Source organism: Nonlabens sp. YIK11 (assembly GCF_001413925.1).
GTDB lineage: Bacteria > Bacteroidota > Bacteroidia > Flavobacteriales > Flavobacteriaceae > Nonlabens.
In genome coordinates this window covers 881,171-902,434 of sequence record NZ_LBMJ01000001.1, presented here as the reverse complement: position 1 = coordinate 902,434, position 21,264 = coordinate 881,171, and the positions used below count along the sequence as shown (strand labels likewise).

Genomic DNA, 21,264 nt, shown 5'->3' with positions numbered 1-21,264 from the left:
TCTTAATTATTATACGTTTCTTACCTTAACCTGATACATCACGTTAGGCTCTGTTCCTACTTCTTCCAACAAGTGGTACATACGATCTTGTTGCTTCAATTTAAATATCTCAGACTCCTTATCGTTGATATCACCAAATTTGATAGCTCCATTGTAACAAGCGTTAGAACATGCTGTTGCAAATTCACCATCTTTGATCATTCTACCGTCTTTCTTGGCTTCAAGAATGGTCATTTGCGTCATTTGCATACACATGGAACATTTTTCCATCACACCACGAGATCTCACGGTAACATCAGGATTGATCACCATACGACCTAGATCGTTATTCATGTGGTAGTCAAACTCGTCATTGCCATTATACAAGAACCAGTTGAATCTACGTACTTTATAAGGACAGTTGTTAGCACAATATCTTGTACCTACACAACGGTTGTAAATCATGTGGTTTTGACCTTGACGACCGTGTGACGATGCTGCAACTGGACAAACCGTCTCACATGGAGCGTGGTTACAGTGTTGACACATCAAAGGTTGGAAAGCAACTTGTGGTTGGTCTGCTGGAATTTCCAACTCACCAAAACCACCTAGAGAACCATTCTCACCAAACAATCCTGAGAATCCATCTTTTTTGGATTCATCATCTTCAAAACTATCTGTGGATGAGTAATATCTGTCAATACGCAACCAGTGCATATCTCTGGATCTTCTTACTTCTGTTTTTCCAACAACAGGTACGTTATTTTCTGCATGACATGCTACAACACACGCACCACAACCGGTACAAGCATTTAGGTCAATGGACATATTAAAATGATGTCCTACTGAGCGGTCAAAACTTTCCCAAAGGTCAACATCTGGCGATGTTACTGGAGTTTCAATGTGATTCAAAGAAACTTCAGGCATTGGGTTAAACTCATGCTGATCACCTGCAATATAAGTAGCAAGGTCTGTCTCACGAATAATATCGCGACCCATCATGGTATTTTGCAACTGTGTACATGCAAATTCATGAACCTCACCTGCAGCTTCAACACTTACAGATTGAACTGAAATCCCATCTTTATAGAAAGGGAATGCATTGACACCGGTTTGCATTTCTTCTTGTATACCAGAAGTTCTACCATAACCTAAAGCGATACCTATAGTTCCTGGCGCTTGTCCTGGCTGGATCAAAGCAGGAATCTTACGTTCCACACCGTCCATTTTCACAATGGCGTAAGTACCATCAAGGGCACCGTTGGCAACGTTGAAGTTTTCAATACCTAAAGCATCTGCATCCTTTTGCGAGATGGTCAAGTAATTATCCCAAGTGGTTCTAGTGATAGGATCTGGTAATTCTTGTAACCATGGATTGTTGGCTTGTGTACCATCACCCATTGATATTTTAGTGTACAATACCAACTCAAAATCTCCAGCAGCGGTAGCTCCAGAAAGATCTCTTAAGGCAGAAGTATTGTTTATATTAGGAACTTGATCGCCAGAGGACAAAGTTTCAGAACCTGCTGCAGCATAAAAACCATCCTGTAAGGATTGATTCCATGAAGCACCATTTGCAGTGGAGAAGGTTTTGATATAATCTTTATAAGACACATCACTTCCAGACCACTTCAAAAGTGAGTCCTGCATCTGGCGTGTATCAAACAATGGCTTGATCGTAGGCTGCATCAGGGAAACTGTTCCCATTTTCATTTCTACATCACCCCAAGATTCCAGATAATGAGGAGTTGTTGCCACATACATCGACTCCTTTGCAGTTGCATCTAACCTAGATGCAAATGAAACGGTTAAGGGTACATTTTTCCACGCTTTCGCGAAAGCGTCACTATCAGAATAGCTATATACTGGATCAACTCCAGCTACAAAAACAGCACCTACAGCACCGCTTTCCATATCTTTTACTAATTGAGCTACGGCGCGACGATTACCTTGACGGGTCATCACAGGCGCTGCTGTATCAATGATCGTACTACCCAATTGCTCATTGATTTCCAATGTCAATTGTTGGGCACCTTGATCAGGCAATCCACAAAGAACAACGGCTTTACTACCAGCTCTTCTCAATTTTTGAGCAGCTTCTTCAACTGCTTTATTTACTTTTTCAGAAAGGTTGTTGTTTGCCGAACCGCCTACCAACTTGCTGTAAAGCGCAGCAATAATTTGCTTTTGCTCTGTAGGAGTTACCGGATAACGCTTGTCTGCATTAGCACCAGAAAGAGTCATGTTAGCCTCAAACTGTATGTGGTGCGACATCTTACCATTCTTAGGAACCCTAGATTGTGCATAGTTGGTGTCAAAACCACCACCTTGCCAGTCGCCTACAAAGTCGGCACCTACACCTACAATGCATTCTGCATCCTCAAAATCATAATCTGCAAGACCACGCTGGAAGTACTTTGCCTCAAATGCATCAAGAGCAGCATCTTCACCAACCGTGTCATAAATTACTTGACGTACGTTAGGATAAGCCGCTTTAAAATCTTCAATCAGTCTAGCTGTTGATGGGCTAGCGAATGTCTGTGTCAAGAAAACAATTTGTTTCCCAGCATTGGCATTCAATTGCTGACGCACTTCCTTGTCAAGCTCTGACCAAGTCGCTTCTTTACCTTTAACTAAAGGAGTCTTTAATCTATTGTTGTCATACAATCCCAAAACAGAAGCATGAACTCTTGCGTTTGCGTTACCACGCGCAGCAATATCACGATTCCCTTCAACCTTGATAGGTCGACCTTCACGTGTCTTGATAACAACACTAGCAAAATCATAACCATCTGCTATAGTAGTGGCATAATAGTTTGCCATACCAGGAATGATACGATCTGGTTGGTTCACATAAGGAACCGAATGGATCACAGGACCTTCACAGGCAGCAAGTGATGCCGCTGCAGTGCTAAACCCAACATATTTCAAGAAGTCACGACGCGTAGTGCTGGATGCTTCCAACACTTCATCATTTCCTAAAAATTCTTCAGTAGGAATAGCTGTAGCGAACTCATTTTGCTCGAGATTTTTCACCATCTCATTGCTCTCATCGAGTTGTGCTGTGCTCTTCCAGTATTTTTTAGTAGTAGCCATAAATTTCTTAAGCTATAATATTAATAGTGGCACTTACCACATTCAAGTCCTCCTAAGTCTGCGATAGTCAATTGGCGACCGCCACGCTTTTCAGATAACTCCTTATGAATCTCTTCGTAATACCCGTTTCCTTGTAAGTCAACATTAGTCTCACGGTGACAATTGATACACCAGCCCATGGTTAATGGTGAGTATTGGTACATGATTTCCATTTCCTGTACTTCACCGTGACACGTTTGACATGCTATGTTACCCGCTTGTACGTGCTGTGCGTGATTAAAGTAGGCAAGATCTGGTAAGTTGTGAATACGCACCCATCGTACAGGCTCCTCTTCACCTACAAATGCCTGCTCTGCATCAGACCAACCCGTGGCTTTGTAAAGCTTTTGGATCTCTTTGTTATAGTCGATACCGTATTCTTCCATTCCTTCTGCATAGGTAGATTCAGCAACCTCAGCGATGGACTTGTGACAGTTCATACAAACTTTAAGCGATGGAATACCTGCATGCTTAGATTCTCTTACACTGGAGTGACAATATTTACACTCTATCTGGCTCACACCCGCGTGAATCCTGTGTGAATAGTGAATAGGCTGCACTGGAGCATAACCTTGATCCACACCTACACTCATCAAGCCACCATATACAAAGTAAGCACTTGCAAGCAATAGAAACACTGCAGACACTAACACTAGGAATTGATTTTGTATAAATGATTGCCAGATAGGCGTACGAGCAGGCTTCTCTTCTTCAAACTCTGTCTGTATACCGTTAGCTGCAGCAAATCTTTTTAAAGTTGTATTAACTGCAAAAAGGACTACGATCAACACGACAAGCACTAGAGCAAGCGCACCTAAAACAATGTTGTTCGTCATTGAATTGTCAACAGGAACTACTTCAGTCGTTGTTCCGCCACCACCAGAAGGCACCGGCTTCGGCGTGTCCGTGTAGGCAAGAATATCGTCAATGTCGCTGTTGCTCAATTGCGGGAAGGCATTCATGTTGGACTGTCCCCATTCATTGTAAAGAGCTACAGCTTCTGCATCACCACTTGCGATAAGTGCAGATGAATTCTTAATCCATTTGTACAACCACTCGCGATCGTGTCGTTGTGTCACATTAAATAACGCAGGACCTACCGCATCCTTATACAACCTGTGGCAGGATGCACAATTAGCTTTAAACAGCGCTTCTCCTTGAGTCGCGTTTCCTCCAGCGCCAGAATCTGCAGGAGCATCAGTGGCTTCTACAGGAGCTGAAGATTCACCATCAGAGGTTGTTGCATCCTCTTGTGCGGCCACTCCAGAAAAGGAGAAAACCACAAAAAGGGAAGCGATAATAAACTGATATAGTGAAATATGTAATTTCTTTTTTGTCATCTCGTTCTATAATTATTACGATAACTTTGGCACAATATTTACAGTAGTCAACTGTTTCCTTAATGCCTTGCAAAAATAGGTCATAAATGGTTTAATTTTGAGAGGAGATAATGAAGAAATTAATTTATAAAGGTTCTAAATAGATGTTCGCTTTCGCGAAAGCGAACTCATCAAACATACTGCTATGATTAGAAAAAACATCAAAAACACATTATGCGCTGGCGCTCTGATTTTTACACTTCAGATGACCACGGCACAGACAACCGACAAGGTGAGCGAGAGCACTCTTGAGCGCCTAATTACCACCAAAATTTCCATGGATAAGGAAGGTGCGTTCAACGATCGCTATACCATACACATCTTCCAGGGAGAAAATCAGCCGGCCAATGCCGTAAAGTCTAGATATGATGCGTTGGGCCTGGCTTGGAAATCTGAATTAAGGTATGAGTCACCCAACCATAAGGTTTGGGTAGGAAAATACAGTAACCGATTGGAAGCTGACCGTGCATTGCTGGAGATCAAGAAGACCTTTCCAAACGCTAAGGTTTTAAAGCCTTAAGAAACTGATCATTTTAAAAATGACCTAGTGGCAGTGATCTGACATAATTTGATAACCAAGCCACCTCAATCATTTCAAAGCATAAAAAAAGCCGTTTCAAATACTTGAAACGGCTTTCTTTTTATAATGACCTCAAGGTTTTACTTGAGTTTCTTTCTTACCTCTACTTCACGGAAACTTTCTATAACATCACCTTCCTGTAGGTCGTTGTAGTTCTTGATCTGTATACCACACTCGTAGCCTTTGGCCACTTCCTTGACATCGTCCTTAAATCTCTTCAAGGTAGCGAGCTCACCTGTGTACACCACTACTCCATCGCGTATCAATCTCACGCCACTGTTGCGGTAGATTTTCCCGTCTTGAACCATACAACCTGCAATGGTTCCCACTTTGGAAATCTTGAAGGTCGCACGAACCTCTGCAGATCCAGTAATCTCTTCCTTAAGCTCTGGAGAAAGCATTCCTTCCATCGCATCTTTAAGATCATTGATCGCGTCATAGATGATGGAGTACATTCTGATATCCACTTCTTCCTGATCTGCCACTGATCTAGCATTCCCTTGCGGACGAACGTTAAATCCAATGATGATCGCGTCTGAAGCACTTGCAAGAAGTACATCACTTTCAGTTATCGCACCTACAGCCTTGTGAATAATATTCACCTGAATCTCTTCGGTAGATAATTTCTGGAACGAGTCCGTCAATGCCTCTACAGAACCATCCACGTCACCTTTAAGGATCAAGTTCAATTCTTTAAAGTCACCTAGTGCAATACGTCTACCTATCTCGTCAAGAGACAATGTTTTCTGCGTTCTAACCGATTGCTCACGTTGTAATTGAGTTCTACGGGAAGCAATAGATTTAGCCTCTCTTTCATCTTCAAATACATGGAACTTGTCACCTGCTTGTGGTGCACCGTCCAGACCTAGTATTGAGACTGGAGTCGAAGGACCTGCTTTTGCCACATCATGACCACGCTCATCCTGCATCGCTTTTACTTTACCATGCGTACGTCCTGCGAGAACATAATCTCCAACTTTAAGCGTTCCTGCTTGAACTAGAATGGTAGATACATATCCACGACCTTTGTCAAGGAATGCTTCTACAACCGTACCTGTAGCTTGCTTATTAGGATTAGCTTTAAGATCCAATAATTCTGCCTCCAACAACACTTTCTCTAGAAGTTCTTCAACTCCTAAACCAGTTTTTGCTGAAATATCCTGAGACTGGATCTTTCCACCCCAATCTTCTACCAACAAATTCATGTTAGCTAAGGATTCTTTAATTTTTTCTGGGTTTGCCGCATCACGGTCCACCTTATTGATCGCAAAAATGATCGGTACATTAGCCGCTTGAGCGTGACTTATCGCCTCTTTAGTTTGAGGCATCACATCATCATCTGCAGCAATTACGATAATAGCAAGGTCGGTTACTTGAGCACCACGTGCACGCATTGCGGTAAACGCCTCGTGACCTGGTGTATCAAGGAATGCAATTTTTTGACCGCCTTTCAGTTCCACACCATAAGCACCAATGTGCTGTGTGATACCACCACTTTCACCTGCTATTACATTCTCTTCACGGATGTAATCCAGTAAGGATGTTTTACCGTGGTCAACGTGACCCATTACGGTAACGATAGGAGCACGAGAAACCAAGTCCTCTTCAGAATCTTCTACCTCTGCAATACTCTCTTCAATGTCTGCATTAACGAAGTCCATTTCAAAACCAAACTCCTCTGCAACGATGGACATCGTTTCTGCATCCAGACGTTGGTTCATGGTAACCATCATACCTAATGACATACAGGCACCAATTACTTGGTTCACTGGCACATCCATCATGGTAGATAAATCACTTACGGTTACGAACTCTGTAACTTGTATTTTTTTGTCTTCTGCTTGCTCTTGTTCTTGAGCCTCCACTTTTTCACGGTGAGTATCACGTTTATCACGACGATATCTTGCAGCTTTAGACTTTGAAGATTTCCCTTGAAGCTTTTCAAGAGTTTCTCTTACCTGCTTTTGGATTTCTTCTTCAGTAGGCTCTGCCTTGACAATATTTTTGCGACCACCACTTGGTGCTCCACGTCGATTACCCTTAGCGCCACCACCAGTGGCAGCTCCAGGTTTTGTAATACGTTTGCGCTTGCGTTTGTCGTCCTTCTTCTTAGGTTTGGCAAATTTGGAAAGGTCGATTTTTTGACCTGTCACTTTTAAGCCTCCTAATTTTTTGTATTCTGTTTTGATGACCTCAGACTCTCCTGATTCTGCGTCAGCAGTTGCAGCAGGCTCTTCTTTCACTGGAGTCTCAGCAGCTTTTGCCTTAGGCTCATCAGTGGTAATTTTTTCAGCTGGCTTAGAAGTCTCTTTAGATTCAGGTGCTTTTGCAGTTTCTGCTTTTGCTTCTGGAGCTGGCTTATCTGCTGCTTTCTTAGGCTTGTCCTTATCTAAATCAATTTTACCCTTGATGGTAGTTCCACCTGCCTTAGGCCTATTGGATACCACTTCTGGCTCTTGAACAGCTTCCTTGACGGCCTCCGCCATCTTTTCTTCAGGCTGCTTGTTGACCTCTACGTTATCCGTCGCCTTTTCAGGAGCCGTCTTTTTAGAGGCATCAAGATCGATACTTCCAACCGTTTTAGGGCCAGTAACCTCAGCCTTGGCCTTGATGACCTGTTGCTGCTTGCGCTGTCTCTCTTCTTGTTCCTGCTCACGTTGGATGCGCAATTCTTCCTGCTCTTTCCTGCGTTCAGCACCAACTTCTTTGGAGGCTACTTTTTTGCTTTTGTCTGTTTGAAACTCATCAGCAAGTGCTTGATAGACCGTCGCATCTATTTTTGTGGTAGGACGAGCCTCGATCTCAATACCTTGGGCATTGAGATGTTCCACTGCGCGATCTAAGGAAATATTGAATTCCCTAAGAACTTTATTGAGTCTCATGTTTTTTACTTCGGCCATAAATACCTAAAAGTTGTCTTTAATTTCTAATCTTCAAATTCTGACTTGAGGATGTTCATCAATGCTACGATGGTTTCCTCTTCCAGATCTGTACGCTTTACTAAATCGTCTACATCCTGCTCCAATACACTTTTTGCAGTATCTAGACCTATTTTACTTAGTTCTTCAATGATCCATCCTTCGATTTCATCAGAGAACTCTGTCAATTCTACATCTTCCTCAACACCTTCTCTTATCACATCAATTTCGTAACCGGTAAGCTTACCAGCTAGTCTAATGTTATGACCTCTACGACCTATGGCCTTAGAAACCTCTTCTGGGTTGAGTCTAACTTCTACCTTCTTGTTTTCCTCATCGATCACCATGGAAACGATTTTGGCAGGACTTAAGGCACGTCCTATATATAATTGAGTATTTGCTGTCCAGTTGATGACATCAATATTCTCATTACCTAACTCACGAACTATACCATGAATACGGCTACCCTTAACACCTACACAGGCACCAACCGGGTCAATTCTATCGTCATAACTATCAACAGCAACTTTAGCCTTTTCTCCTGGCTCACGAACTACCGCTTTTACAGTAATAACACCATCAAATACTTCAGGAATCTCTTGTTCAAAAAGCTTCTCCAAGAATCGTGGAGATGTTCTGGAAAGAATGATATTAGGCTTGTTACCTCTTAACTCTACACTTTCAATGATACCACGCACACTTTCTCCTTTACGGAAGAAGTCTGAAGGTATTTGTCGGTCTTTAGGCATAATAATTTCATTGCCATCGTCATCCAACAAAATAATAGCACGATGTCTTATGTGGTGCACCTCTGCATTATACAGCTCACCTTCTAGTTCTTTAAAGTGCTTGAAGATGTTCGTATTATCGTGCTCGTGAATTTTGGAAATTAGATTTTGACGCAATGCCAGTATCGCTCTACGACCCAACTGGATCAGTTTTACTTCTTCTGCAACGTCCTCGCCCACTTCATAATCCGGCTCAATTTTTCTCGCTTCAGTCAATGAAATCTCAGAATTGTCATCTTCAACCTCACCATCTGCCACAACCACACGATTACGCCATATCTCTAGGTCACCTTTATCTGGATTGATAATGATGTCAAAATTGTCATCCTCACCATATTTCCTTTTCAAGGCACTTCTAAAAACGTCTTCCAAGATCGCCATCAACGTGACGCGATCTATCATTTTATCATCTTTAAACTCAGAAAAAGACTCGATCAGTGCGAGATTTTCCATATTCACTTTTTAATTAAATGTTATAACAACTTTTGCTTGCTTAATCTTATCGTACTCTATTGACCATTCCTTGTCAACGGTAACTTTGCCTTTTCCTACTGGTTTGGGCTCTCTAACTTTCCAGACGATCTTGATACCGTTTTCATCGGCAGCTTCAAGGGTTCCTGTCTCCTTTACCTTCTCACGATCCAGAACTTCCAGCTTTCTACCAATGTTTTTGACAAATTGCCTGTGGTGCTTTAACGGTTTACCTACTCCAGCACTAGTGACTTCAAGAGAGAAATCCTCTTCTTCTCTATCTAGTTGATGTTCAACGGCGCGAGACACAAAAATACAATCTGCAACCTTAACATCCTGATCACCATCGATGATCACCTTAATGATATTTCCAGATGTGATATCCAGATCGATCAAAAACAGGTCTGGTCTTTCTTCAAATGCTGCGTCTAGCAGCTCACGAACTCTCTTTTCCAACATATTTTATAAAAAGAGGGGACTTTTTGTCCCCTCATATTGCTCAAATACCGTGCAAAGATAGTAATTTTTTAAGGTTCTGCAATAGGTCTGTAACGCATTGCTTTTTAAAGAGTTATTTTAGGTGGACAATTTTAAAAACAATGACGGTTTCAAAACGGCTGGAGATTATTTTTAGTTCGCTTTCGCGAAAGCGAAACCCATCAACTATCTACCTCATTAATCTTCTAACTTCTCTGCAGGAAAGAGCATTTGAAATGAGTTTGCTTAATGTGCAGCATTTTGAATAACAAACTACTTCCAACTTTTATGCTCGCCGGTCATAGAGGCACTCGCGGGCTCATACCAGAAAATACCATTCCCAGTATGATCAAAGCCATTGAAGACGGCGCCAACGTGCTGGAGATGGACATACAGTTTACTGCAGACGGCAAGGTGGTTGTAGCGCATGATCCCTACATCAATTATCGTTATAGTCTCGATCCTAAAGGACAGGAAATACCCCAAAAGCAAAAACTTGTCATCTACCAAATGGATTACCAGCAGGTTCGTCAGTACGACGTGGGCAGCAAGCATTATCCCGCATACCCCAAACAGCTCAAATTAAAAACCCATATCCCAGAATTGGGTGAGCTCATTGATGCCGTAGAAGAATTTACAGAATCCAGCAAACGAGATCCTATTATCTATAACATAGAGGTCAAAGCCAGCCCTAAAACCGATGGAATGTATCATCCATCTCCACAGCATATAGCTACCATGGTTGTATCTCTATTAAAACAAAAAAACATCAATAACCGATTCTACATTCAGTCATTTGATATACGCCAACTTCAAGAAGTGAGAAGGCTGGATAAGTCCATTCCTTTGGGTTATCTGACCGAGGAAAAAAGAAAGACCGTAAAGGATCAATTAGATAGGCTGGGTTTTAGACCCAACTTTTATAGTCCTTACTACAAATTAGCCCATCAGGAACTAGTCAATGAAGTCCAATCGATGGGCATGAAATTCATTCCATGGACGGTCAACCAGAAAAAAGACATGAAAAGGTTACTACAGATGAATGTAGATGGCATCATCACGGATTATCCTGGACTGCTGCACGAGATAATGACTGGTAAATACTAAAAACTTGATCTTGAGAACTTAGTTTAAGCATCTCAGATACACGCAGATTCCACCAATGATTTTAAAAACCGTGGACTGAGGTAACAAACTCCTTACACAGCAACCGCTTGAACGACAAGAAATTAATCAAAATAAACGCAACAAAAAATCCCGATTCTAAATAGAATCGGGATTTACCAGTTGTCCCACAAGGATTCGAACCTTGAATGACGGTACCAAAAACCGTAGTGTTACCATTACACCATGGGACAATTGCGGCTGCAAATTTAAAACAATTCTTTTTTTATGCAACTACTTTTAAATTTAATCTTGCATAAAATGAAAATAGACTAGCTGCGTTGTTATTACTCGTGTCCTTATAGTTTTACTATTTTAGCAGCTGTTAAAAATTCCCATGAATCTAAGTTACAATCAACTCAACAAAATATTAGGCTGGACGGTCTTCTTGATCGCCCTAACCATATACTGGATCACCCTAGAACCTACGGTAAGCTTCTGGGATGCTGGAGAATACATTACCACCTCAGCAAAATTAGAAGTAGGCCATCCACCTGGTGCACCACTGTACCAAATGATGGTAGCGACCGCGGCCATATTTGCCACAGACGTGACTAACATCGCCTACATGGTCAACTGGATGGCTGGATTTTCCAGCGCTTTGACCATTTTATTTATGTTCTGGTCGATGACTTTGTTGCTCAAACGCCATATTTTGAAAGGGAAATTTGATACCACTGTCGTCTTGGGATCGGCATTTGTGGGTTCGATTGCCTTTGCAGTATCCGACAGTTTTTGGTTCAACGCCGTTGAGGCAGAAGTCTATGCACCAGCAGCACTGATCATGAGCAGCATGTTCTATCTGGGCTTGTTGTGGGAGCGCGACATGATGGAGCCACGCGGTAATCGCTGGTTGATCCTCATGTCATTTATTATAGGGCTATCGTTTGGAGTTCACTTCTTGGGGATTTTAACCATTCCTGCCATAGGAATGATGTGGTTCTTTAGGCACTATAGAAAAGTCACACCAATCAATTTTACCGTGGCATTAATTGCCGTGGTAGCCGTGTTATTGTTTGTCTTTAAATTGCTGTTGCCTACCACGCTCAGTATCTTCGGTTACCTTGAGGTCTTTTTTGTAAACGACATAGGGTTGCCCTTCAACAGCGGTACTATCATCGCCTTTATCTTGATCGTGGCAGCTTTTGTTGGGTTAATATCGCTTTCGCGAAAGCGTAACAAACCACTTCTCAATACCATTACAATCTGCGTCATGTTTGTCCTTATAGGTTTCTCTAGCTGGACCATGCTGCCTATAAGAGCCAATGCGGGAACACCTATTAATGAGAACAACCCTAATGATGCTCGCGCGCTGCTCGCCTATTACAACAGGGAACAATATCCATCGCCAGCATTATTTTTTGGAGAAGCCTTTACAGATATGTATGCCGGTTTAGACCCAGATGATCCATATATTGATGAAAAACCCAAATACGAGCGCGATTATGAGCAAGGAAAATATGTGATCGTCAACCAATTTGAAAACGCACTGCAAAACACTCATGATGACCATAAAGGTTTCTTTCCCAGAATGACAGATGCGAGTCGCGCCAGCAATTATGTAGAGTTTATGGGTGGACTGGAATATGAAATCAAGCCAGGCTATCAAGGCAACCAAGAGCTCATAAGTGTACTTGATGACTATGAACGCCAATTTGATCGTGGGCGCATAAGCGCAGATGAGTATATACAGACCATAGCTTCCCTTTCTGAAGCTGTAGATATCAAGAAACCTAGTTTTGGTCAGAATTTAAGTTACTTATTTAATTACCAGATCAGTTACATGTACCTGCGGTACTTCATGTGGAATTTTACTGGTAGACAGAATGATATTCAGGGAATGGGTGATCGCTTTAACGGGAATTGGTTAAGTGGTATAGACTTCATTGACGAGCTGCATATAGGTTCGCAAGATGAGTTAAGCGATGACATGCTTAGCAACAAAGGTCGCAACCTCTATTATTTCTTGCCGTTGATCCTGGGGATTTTAGGCGCTGTGTTCCATGCCAAAAAAGATTGGAAGTCTTTTGTAGTGACCATGATGTTATTCCTCTTCACGGGTCTAGCGATCATCGTGTACCTTAATCAGAGCATGTACCAAGTGCGCGAGCGTGATTATGCTTATGTGGGATCCTTCCTGGTTTTTGCCATGTGGATAGGAATGGGCGTTTATGCGATCTATGAAGGCCTACTGGAGTATACCAAAAGTAAAGTTGTCAAATTTGCCACGATAGCAGTGTGTTTTGCCGCTGTGCCTCTATTGATGGGCTTCCAGAATTGGGATGACCACGATAGATCTGAAAAATATACAGCACTAGCCAGTGCCAAAAAATATTTGGACAGCTGCCTGCCCAACGCGTTACTGTTTACCATAGGTGATAACGACACATTCCCATTGTGGTATGCTCAAGAAGTAGAAGGCTACCGCACCGATGTACGCATCGTTTGTACCTCACTATTGAGTACTGATTGGTATATGGACGACATGAAGAAAAAGGCCTATGAGAGTGAGCCAGTGCCATCTACCTTGACGCATGACAAATATGTCTACGGTACGCGCGATGCCTTATGGTATACAGAAAAGGAACGCATCCAGGAACGCTTGCGTCAAGCCCAACAAAATCCCAACTATGTATTTCCAGACACCATGGATCTCAAAGACTGGATGGAATGGGTAGCAAGCGATAGCAAAATCACACAAGAATTGATGCGCAACGATCACTACGAGCATACGTTCCCAACTAAATACATTCGCATTCCAGTGAACAAAGAAGCCGTTTTGAAAAACGGTGTGGTAGCCGCAAAGGATGCTGATAAGATCGTGGATGAGATTATCATCAACATAGAATCCAACCTGGTTTATAAAAACCGCATGTTTATGCTGGACATCATCAATGCCAACAACTGGGAAAGACCGGTGTATTTCTCTGGTGGTGCCTTTGGAGATGAAGATTACATCTGGATGAAGGATTATTTGCAACTCGATGGAACCGCCTACCTATTGACGCCTATTTATACGCCACCAGTAGATCAAAGGGATCCATTTGATATGGGACGCATCAATCCAGATAGAGCCTATAAAATCATCAAAGGATGGGATTGGGGCAACAGCGGTAGTCCAGACATCTATCATGATGTAGAGACCCGTCGCAACAGTGTTGGATATAGAAGTAATGTAACTAAAGCTGCGCACGCGCTTATTGCAGACAACCAGCTGGAAAAAGCAGAAGAAATTCTTGACCTAGGTATGGAAAAAATGCCATTGGAATATTTTGAGCACTATTCCATGATCGAGCCCTTTATAAGTAGTTATTATGAAATAGGCACTACCGCAAAGGCTCAGGACCTACTCAACCGTGTGGTACTTAAATACCAAGATGAGTTGGATTATTATAAAGCCATGCCACTGGAAGAACAAAGTCTAATAAGTCGCGAAATCATCACCGCCATAGAGCGCTATCGCGGTTTAGTACGCACGGCGATCGACAATGATGATGACCTAATGATCGAGAAACACCTAGATGCCTTCAATAGTTATGTGAAGTCATTCCCTAGGGTTTACAATGACGACGAGCAATTGAGGCTGCCAGGAGAGGTTGGAGATGAGGAACTGATCAAGCTTCTTGAGAGCGAAATCGATAATGCAGACGCCGAAAGAACAGTTGAACCTGTAGGCGATACGGTCAACGAATAATGTGGTATCCAGATCGCATACCCGACTGGTTAAGCGGTTTGTTTCCAAAATATCATTGGCACGGTGACCGCAACAAATCCCAGGTGTATCTTACCTTTGACGATGGTCCTACACCTATGGTGACCCATTTCGTTCTGGAGCAACTGGAGCGTTTTGGATTTAAGGCCACCTTCTTTTTAATAGGTGATCGCGCCCAGCGTTTTCCCGACCTAAAAAAGGAAGTTCTGGATGCTGGACATTCCATTGGGAATCATACCTACCACCATTTGAACTCATGGAAGGTTTCCAGTGAAATGTATTTGAAGGATATCGCTTTCGCGAAAGCGAACACCAGCAACAGCCTATTCAGACCACCATACGGCCGCATCCATAGAAAAGTTGCCCAACAACTCGTGGCTGATGGTTATAAGATTGTTCTTTGGGATGTGCTATCAGGAGACTTTGACACCAATAGATCTCCAGGAAGAAGTTTGAAAAGCCTTAAAAGACACACTAGAAATGGAAGTGTAGTCGTGTTTCATGACAGTGAGAAAGCGTTTCCCGTTTTAAAAGAAGTTCTTCCAGCATACTTAGAATGGTTACAGGAGCAACAATTTGAGTGCCTACCTATTTCTTAGGATGCGTACTGCTTCAATAAATTGATGAGTGCCTCGCTATCCTGGGCACCGCTTTGTCGCCACTTCATCTCGCCCTGCTTGTAAATGATCAAGGTAGGCAAACCTTTGATGCGTAAGGCATCAGAGAGTTCTGGATTCTTATCTACATTGATTTTTATGATTCTGGCGTTATCACCTATTGCGGCTGCTACTTCACGCAGTACGGGATGCATGCTCGTACTTTCCTCGTTCCAATCTGTGAAGAAATTGAATAGAACAGGAACATTGGAACTGATTAACTCACCAAATTTTGACATAGAAAGCCGTGTTAGTATGGTAAATGTAATGAAATTGAATAATTATGCTGTAAACCTCTTCTTAACGGTATGATTAATGAGCCACACTGATCATCGTATTATGAACCTGCGCCCTTTCTTAATGTGATTACGGTAATCTCTGGCCAGATCCCAGCGCGGCCAGAATATCCCAAAAACCCAAAGCCTCGATTCACGTTCAAGAATCTGTCGTATTCCTTATAAATACCAGCCCATTTCTTGTAGACAAACCATGCCGGGCTCAGTTTGATCCATCCTGGGATCTCAATTCCCATTTGCATACCGTGCGTATGACCGCTCAATGTCAAGTGAAAGTTGGTTGGATTATCCTTAACCTGTGCATCCCAATGGGTTGGGTCGTGAGACATCAATACTTTAAAATCCTCAGGTTGCAAACCGGCAGAAGCCTTCTTGAGATCACCATATTTAGGAAAACGGCCGCCACCCCAATTTTGAACACCTACGAGCTTTAAGGAATCCGCGCCACGGTCGATGGAAACATTTTCATCAAGCAGCAATCGCCAGCCCATGGATTTTTGAATATCAAGAAGTTCTTGCAGATTGGCTTTCTTTTCCGCATCAGATTCCCAGGTGGCATAATCTCCATAATCATGATTCCCCAATATGGAATAGACTCCATCTTTAGCACTTAAGGAACCAAATAGTTCTTCCCAGCCATACATTTCTTCTGACACGTTATTGACTAAATCGCCTGTAAATAATATCACGTCAGATTTCTGTTTATTCACAAGTTTCAGTGCATAACTTACTTCTTCCCTATCGTCAAAAGACCCTACATGGATGTCACTTATCTGGGTAATCTTATAACCTTCAAATGCATCTGGCAAGTCTTTAAAAGTCAATTCGTACTCACGTACCTGATAATCGTATTTGCCTTTAAAAGCGCCATACAGTATCGCACCAAAAGGCAGCGCCGCAACGCCCAATCCAACCATGGAAATAAATTTACGCCTGCTGGAGAGAAAAGCATCACTTGTGGAGTCACCTTTGATTTTATGAAACAGACCTTCGGCCAGTCGATACAGATCTTCTCCTAGCATAAAAATTGTGAAAATCACTTTGGCGAGTAGCAAGGCAAGAAACAAGGTCACTGCAAAATCCCGTGCTCCAGAGACCACGGTACGGTCTGGATGCAGATAAAATTGCAAAATTAAGTTTGCAAACACGCCTATGGATATGGCTAGGTAAACCCATTTCCACCAGTGGCCACGTGATAAGGTTCTGATAAGTTGAAACGAATAAAATTCAAATACAACTACAACTAATAAGGCTACAATCCATCTCATACTGCGAAACTACTAGGAACAAACCCTGCAACCACCTTTTGCTCACTTAAGTTTGTCATAAATACATTCTAAAAATTAAAAATACCCGCAGTACGTCGCGAGCTTTTACAACTAAAGAACAAAGATACAGCAAGATGAAAACCATTGTTCGCATCCTGGAACGATTACACGCCTTGTCGGTCATTGTTTCACATTACAAAGCTAAACGGTAACCACTCGTGAACCCAAAGATCAAAGCATCTCTAGAGTTTCATTATTAATAGCCGCTTGTAAATTGTTTCGCTTTCGCGAAAGCGAACTACCTCAACATCAATCTTATAAATGTTAAAGTTGTTGACGTGCCTAGACTTTGAGTAACTTTAATGGTCTTAGTACAAATCACTGATATGAATAAGCAAGCCATATGGTCGCTACGGCTGGGATTTAGCACTGCGCAACAAGATTTGATTAGTGATTTGGGGTTTGCTGGATATCTCGCAAAATCCTTTGCCTATAACGATCCCATGGACATTCCAGAGTTTTTGGAAGGACAGCCCATGGATTTTCAATCGATCAGGTCTCGTCGCAGGGAACTGAACCAATTATCTCCAGAACAAAAAGCCGAAGCCCGACGGGAACAACGGCAAAACCTGCGCAGTATAAGCCTTGACTGGATACAGCGCATGCAGGGTGCCCAATTCCCTTTGCGCGAAAACATGGTGTGTTTCTGGCACAATCATTATGTGGCTACTTACCAGAAGGTCAAGGTAGCGCCATGGATTTTTGAACACTATACAGCGCTGTATGAACAGGCCTTCGGTAACTTTAGGGAATTGACCAAAACGATGGTTAAGTCCAACGCAGTGATTTCCTATTTGGACAATGATAAAAACCGAAAGGGCAGCAATAACGAAAATTTGAGTCGTGAACTGTTGGAACTTTTCACACTAGGCATAGGCAACTACACAGAAGCAGATGTAAAAAGTGGTGCCAAAGCTCTAGCTGGACTTACTTATGGTAATCAAAAAGGTAACTACCGCAACAGACAGCGAGAAAATGAAGAGATCACTTATTTAGGAAAAACTGGTTTTTTTGATAGCGATGCCATCGTGGATATTATTTTTGAACAAGAAGCCATTCCTTATCTTATTACAGAAAAGATCCTCCAATGGTTTGTATACGACAATCCATCTACAGCATTGATTAAGGAATACGGTGATTATTTTAGAGAGCAGGATTTTGAGATCCAACCGCTTCTTGAGAAAATATTCCTAACGGAATACGATAAAAATCCCATCGCTAGCAAAGTAAAGGATCCATTACGTTTTGCATTACAAACCATACAGGAGCTGCACCTTGAGGATCGTATAGAACCCAAACAAATTGTGACATTCCTGCGCGATCAATCCATGGATCTTTATAATCAACCGAATGTTAAGGGTTGGGAAGGCGGCAATTCCTGGATCACCTCTTCCATTTTATTAAGACGCAATCAAGTCGCTCGTATGTTAATTTCTGGGGAACGCATTTCCAAGCGCAACGTGATGAACAGGTCTACAGATCCTGAATTGCCTGATTTACAAATTCCAAAAGAATTGGAAAACAACAAGCAAATCATCGCGTACCTATTGGATCAGACCTTAACCATCACGACACCTACCATACAGGCAGATTTAGAAGAAATATTGAAGTATGACTTCCAACCCCATAAGGAAGGCTCAGAATTAGGAATTTTACGAGCCTATGAATACATCATCACCACACCAGAATATCAGGTGATTTAAAAGGCAGCCTCATGAACAGAAGAAATTTTATGACCTTGACCGCTACCGCATCCAGCGGTGCCATGATGCTGCCCAACTTTTTAAAGGCAGCTGCCCATAAATATGCTTCTATGGGTGAGCAATCTTTAGTTTTTCTACAATTGGATGGTGGTAACGACGGGCTCAATACTTATGTGCCATTTGAGGATCCTTTATATCAGGAATATCGTCCTACCATAAAACTATCTGCAGATGATGTGATCAATAAAAATAAAGGAATGGGATTTCACCCAGCATTGAAAGGCCTTGCGGCGATCCAGCAAGCTGGTGATTTAACGGTTCTTCAAAATGTAGGTTATCCAGAACCGGTGAAATCACATTTCCGTAGTCAGGAAATATGGCAAACCGGCAGCAAGTCCAGTGAATATTTACGCAATGGGTGGTTGGGACGTTATCTAGATGTGCAGTGTGATGATATCATCCCAACCGCTGGGATGAATGTGGATCGCATCGACAATCTCGCTTTAAAAGGATCTGAACCCAACAGCATCACGGTACGAGACGTCAACAGATTCAAGACTAACCTGCAAACTGAAATGGACCTATCTGGTCATCCATCACTAGACTTTGTACGCACTATAGCAGCAGGAACTCAAGATGGAAGCAAGGAAATCCAGAAAGCACTGAAAAAAGCCGGACAAGAATATGGTTATCCAAAATCTGCTCTTGCGGTACAGCTCAAATGGATTGCCCAGCTTATCAAAGGCGAGTTGAATTCTAAGGTCTACTACACATCCTTGGGTGGTTTTGATACGCACAACAATCAGTTGGGAACCCATGCGAGAAAACTAACTGAGGTAAACGATGCCGTATTTTCCTTCTACAAGGATTTGAAAAGTGCCGGACTTATGGACCGCATCACATTGGTGATTTTTTCAGAGTTTGGTCGTCGAGTCAAGGATAATGGCAGCGGTACAGATCACGGCACAGCGGCGCCAGTATTTATCGTGGGTGGCAACAATCGCGGTCGCGTACTGGGCAAGAATCCAAATCTCGCCAACCTATCTGATGGTGATCTCATTCATGACATTGATTTTAGAAGCGTTTATGCCTCTCTATTGAAAAATAAGCTAGACTTTGATCCGTCACTCATCGGGATTAACAATAGCGCTTACGCGGGAATTTTCTAGAATATCATTTCATTTTTACCTACCGAACTAAATAGTAACAATGAACGTGCTCATTCGAGCTTAATCTTTTGTCTCTGGATACAACATCGATATTCGGATGTAACTCTCGACCACAGTAGGTTTAGCACAAACACGTATTTCTTTGGAATTGATTTAATTTCGCATTCACAAAAATTCCACCTTGGCCATAAACGATCCTTACGCAGCACTGCGATATAGAGAATTCAACATTTTCCTGCTCATGCGTTTTTTGCTGGTCTTTGGGTGGTCCATGCAATTTATCGTCATAGAATGGGAAGTGTATTCGTTGACTAAAGATCCGTTGTCGCTTGCTATCATAGGTTTGATGGAATTTATTCCAGCATTTGGAATGGCACTTTTTGCAGGTCATATCGTAGATCAACGAGAAAAACGGAATTTACTGGCTTTGATCATTGGAGCATTTTCATTGATCAGTTTGGGTTTGTTTTTATTGACCTGGCCAGCATTTATTGACGGCTGGGAAACCAACACTATTTTATATTCTGTGTATGCGTTGGTGTTTTTTGGTGGCTTTTTGAGATCCTTTTTCGGTCCTATTTTGTTCTCGTTAATTGCGCTTATCGTTCCCAAAAAAGTCTATCCCAACGCAGCGACTTGGAGTAGCTCCTCGTGGCAAATCGCCTCTGTAGTAGGACTGGCTTTTTCAGGCTTTGCGATAAGCTGGTTTGGTGTGCACTGGTCGCTACTCATTGTATTTAGCCTCGTGATGCTGGCGTTATTAGCCGTCATGTTTATAGGCAAGAAACCCATCCTTAATACCAAAATCAACGAACCCATCAAACAAAGCCTTAAAGAAGGTTTGACTTTCGTATTTAAAACCAAATCGATTTTAGGAGCGCTCACACTAGACATGGTATCGGTACTTTTTGGTGGTGCCGTGATCCTGCTGCCGATTTTTGCGCAGGACATTCTTAAGGTAGGAAGTGAAGGTTTTGGCATCCTGCGAGCGGCACCATCGGTTGGAGCGATATTGACCATGATTGCTACCGCTTACATTCCCATCAGTAAAAACGCAGGTAAAAAGTTACTGGTAGCCATCTTTGGGTTTGGCCTTTGTATCATCGCATTTGGATTGTCCTCCATTTTTTGGGTATCTCTGGTGGCGCTCTTTTTTAGCGGAGTGACAGATGGAGTTTCTATGGTCATACGCCAGACCATCCTGCAACTCAAAACACCAGATCACATGCGCGGTCGGGTCGCCAGCGTGAATTCCATGTTTGTGGGATCTTCCAACGAGTTGGGTGCTTTTGAAAGCGGCGTCACTGCAAAGCTTATGGGTACCGTGACAGCCGTGGTCTTTGGTGGTACGATGACACTCATCACGGTGATCACTACTGCCGTGGTATCGCCTACTTTTAGAAACCTGGACTTGACCAAAGACTTTGAGGACAACGATAAGGATTGAATTATAAACCTGACTTTTAATTAGTTCGCTTTCGCGCCTGCCTGCCGGCAGGCAGGCGCGAA

14 protein-coding genes and 1 tRNA gene are annotated in these 21,264 nt (G+C 42.4%); 7 read left to right on the top strand and 8 right to left on the bottom strand.

Annotated features, from left to right (window positions below):
• Positions 1 to 9 precede the first annotated feature (9 nt).
• Complete coding sequence (locus AAU57_RS04090) at positions 10 to 3,075, bottom strand: TAT-variant-translocated molybdopterin oxidoreductase (RefSeq protein ID WP_055411712.1); 3,066 nt, start codon at positions 3,073 to 3,075, stop codon at positions 10 to 12.
• Between the two features lie 20 nt (positions 3,076 to 3,095).
• Positions 3,096 to 4,454: a c-type cytochrome gene (locus tag AAU57_RS04085; RefSeq protein WP_055411711.1), complete on the bottom strand. Its 1,359-nt coding sequence runs from the start codon at positions 4,452 to 4,454 to the stop codon at positions 3,096 to 3,098.
• A 184-nt stretch (positions 4,455 to 4,638) separates the two neighbouring features.
• On the opposite strand from AAU57_RS04085, the gene AAU57_RS04080 reads away from it, so the two are divergent.
• The gene (locus tag AAU57_RS04080; protein ID WP_231717763.1) at positions 4,639 to 5,013 is read left to right on the top strand and encodes a translation initiation factor IF-2; all 375 of its coding nucleotides are present in this window, start codon (positions 4,639 to 4,641) and stop codon (positions 5,011 to 5,013) included.
• 140 nt (positions 5,014 to 5,153) lie between these two features.
• Here the strand turns inward: AAU57_RS04080 and infB are convergent, their stop codons facing one another.
• From infB to rimP, 3 genes are read right to left on the bottom strand one after another with little or no spacing between them, the layout of a single operon-like run.
• On the bottom strand, positions 5,154 to 7,973 hold the full coding sequence (infB, locus tag AAU57_RS04075) for a translation initiation factor IF-2 (protein WP_055411710.1): 2,820 nt from the start codon (positions 7,971 to 7,973) through the stop codon (positions 5,154 to 5,156).
• 26 nt (positions 7,974 to 7,999) lie between these two features.
• The gene (gene nusA, locus AAU57_RS04070) at positions 8,000 to 9,232 is read right to left on the bottom strand and encodes a transcription termination factor NusA (protein WP_055411709.1); all 1,233 of its coding nucleotides are present in this window, start codon (positions 9,230 to 9,232) and stop codon (positions 8,000 to 8,002) included.
• A 9-nt stretch (positions 9,233 to 9,241) separates the two neighbouring features.
• Entirely contained in the window at positions 9,242 to 9,709 is a 468-nt protein-coding gene (rimP, locus tag AAU57_RS04065) for a ribosome assembly cofactor RimP (RefSeq protein ID WP_055411708.1), read from the bottom strand.
• A gap of 279 nt (positions 9,710 to 9,988) precedes the next feature.
• Here rimP and AAU57_RS04060 point away from each other — a divergent pair, with 279 nt between their 5' ends.
• On the top strand, positions 9,989 to 10,834 hold the full coding sequence (locus AAU57_RS04060) for a glycerophosphodiester phosphodiesterase family protein (RefSeq protein WP_197275387.1): 846 nt from the start codon (positions 9,989 to 9,991) through the stop codon (positions 10,832 to 10,834).
• Between the two features lie 180 nt (positions 10,835 to 11,014).
• Here AAU57_RS04060 and AAU57_RS04055 read toward each other — a convergent pair.
• Positions 11,015 to 11,085: transfer RNA gene (locus AAU57_RS04055), tRNA-Gln, on the bottom strand.
• A 143-nt stretch (positions 11,086 to 11,228) separates the two neighbouring features.
• Here AAU57_RS04055 and AAU57_RS04050 point away from each other — a divergent pair.
• Entirely contained in the window at positions 11,229 to 14,585 is a 3,357-nt protein-coding gene (locus tag AAU57_RS04050) for a DUF2723 domain-containing protein (RefSeq protein WP_055411706.1), read from the top strand.
• Positions 14,585 to 15,202 carry a polysaccharide deacetylase family protein gene (locus AAU57_RS04045; protein ID WP_197275386.1) on the top strand — a complete coding sequence of 206 codons (618 nt, stop codon included), beginning with the start codon at positions 14,585 to 14,587 and terminating at the stop codon, positions 15,200 to 15,202. Before AAU57_RS04050 ends, AAU57_RS04045 begins: the two co-directional genes overlap by 1 nt.
• On the opposite strand, the gene AAU57_RS04040 is transcribed toward AAU57_RS04045, so the two are convergent.
• Complete coding sequence (locus AAU57_RS04040; RefSeq protein WP_055411704.1) at positions 15,199 to 15,498, bottom strand: thioredoxin family protein; 300 nt, start codon at positions 15,496 to 15,498, stop codon at positions 15,199 to 15,201. The two genes, AAU57_RS04045 and AAU57_RS04040, sit on opposite strands and share 4 nt — an antisense overlap.
• A 98-nt stretch (positions 15,499 to 15,596) precedes the next feature.
• Positions 15,597 to 16,823, bottom strand: a complete 1,227-nt coding sequence (locus AAU57_RS04035; RefSeq protein WP_055411703.1) for a metallophosphoesterase — start codon at positions 16,821 to 16,823, stop codon at positions 15,597 to 15,599.
• A 386-nt stretch (positions 16,824 to 17,209) separates the two neighbouring features.
• Between AAU57_RS04035 and AAU57_RS04030 the strand changes: the two genes are divergently transcribed.
• The 3 genes from AAU57_RS04030 to AAU57_RS04020 all read left to right on the top strand — a co-directional run bounded on the left by AAU57_RS04030 (position 17,210) and on the right by AAU57_RS04020 (position 21,202).
• Positions 17,210 to 18,586 carry a DUF1800 domain-containing protein gene (locus tag AAU57_RS04030; RefSeq protein WP_055413664.1) on the top strand — a complete coding sequence of 459 codons (1,377 nt, stop codon included), beginning with the start codon at positions 17,210 to 17,212 and terminating at the stop codon, positions 18,584 to 18,586.
• 11 nt (positions 18,587 to 18,597) lie between these two features.
• Positions 18,598 to 19,755, top strand: a complete 1,158-nt coding sequence (locus tag AAU57_RS04025; RefSeq protein WP_055411702.1) for a DUF1501 domain-containing protein — start codon at positions 18,598 to 18,600, stop codon at positions 19,753 to 19,755.
• A gap of 181 nt (positions 19,756 to 19,936) precedes the next feature.
• Entirely contained in the window at positions 19,937 to 21,202 is a 1,266-nt protein-coding gene (locus AAU57_RS04020; RefSeq protein ID WP_082438533.1) for an MFS transporter, read from the top strand.
• The last annotated feature ends 62 nt before the right edge of the window (positions 21,203 to 21,264 follow it).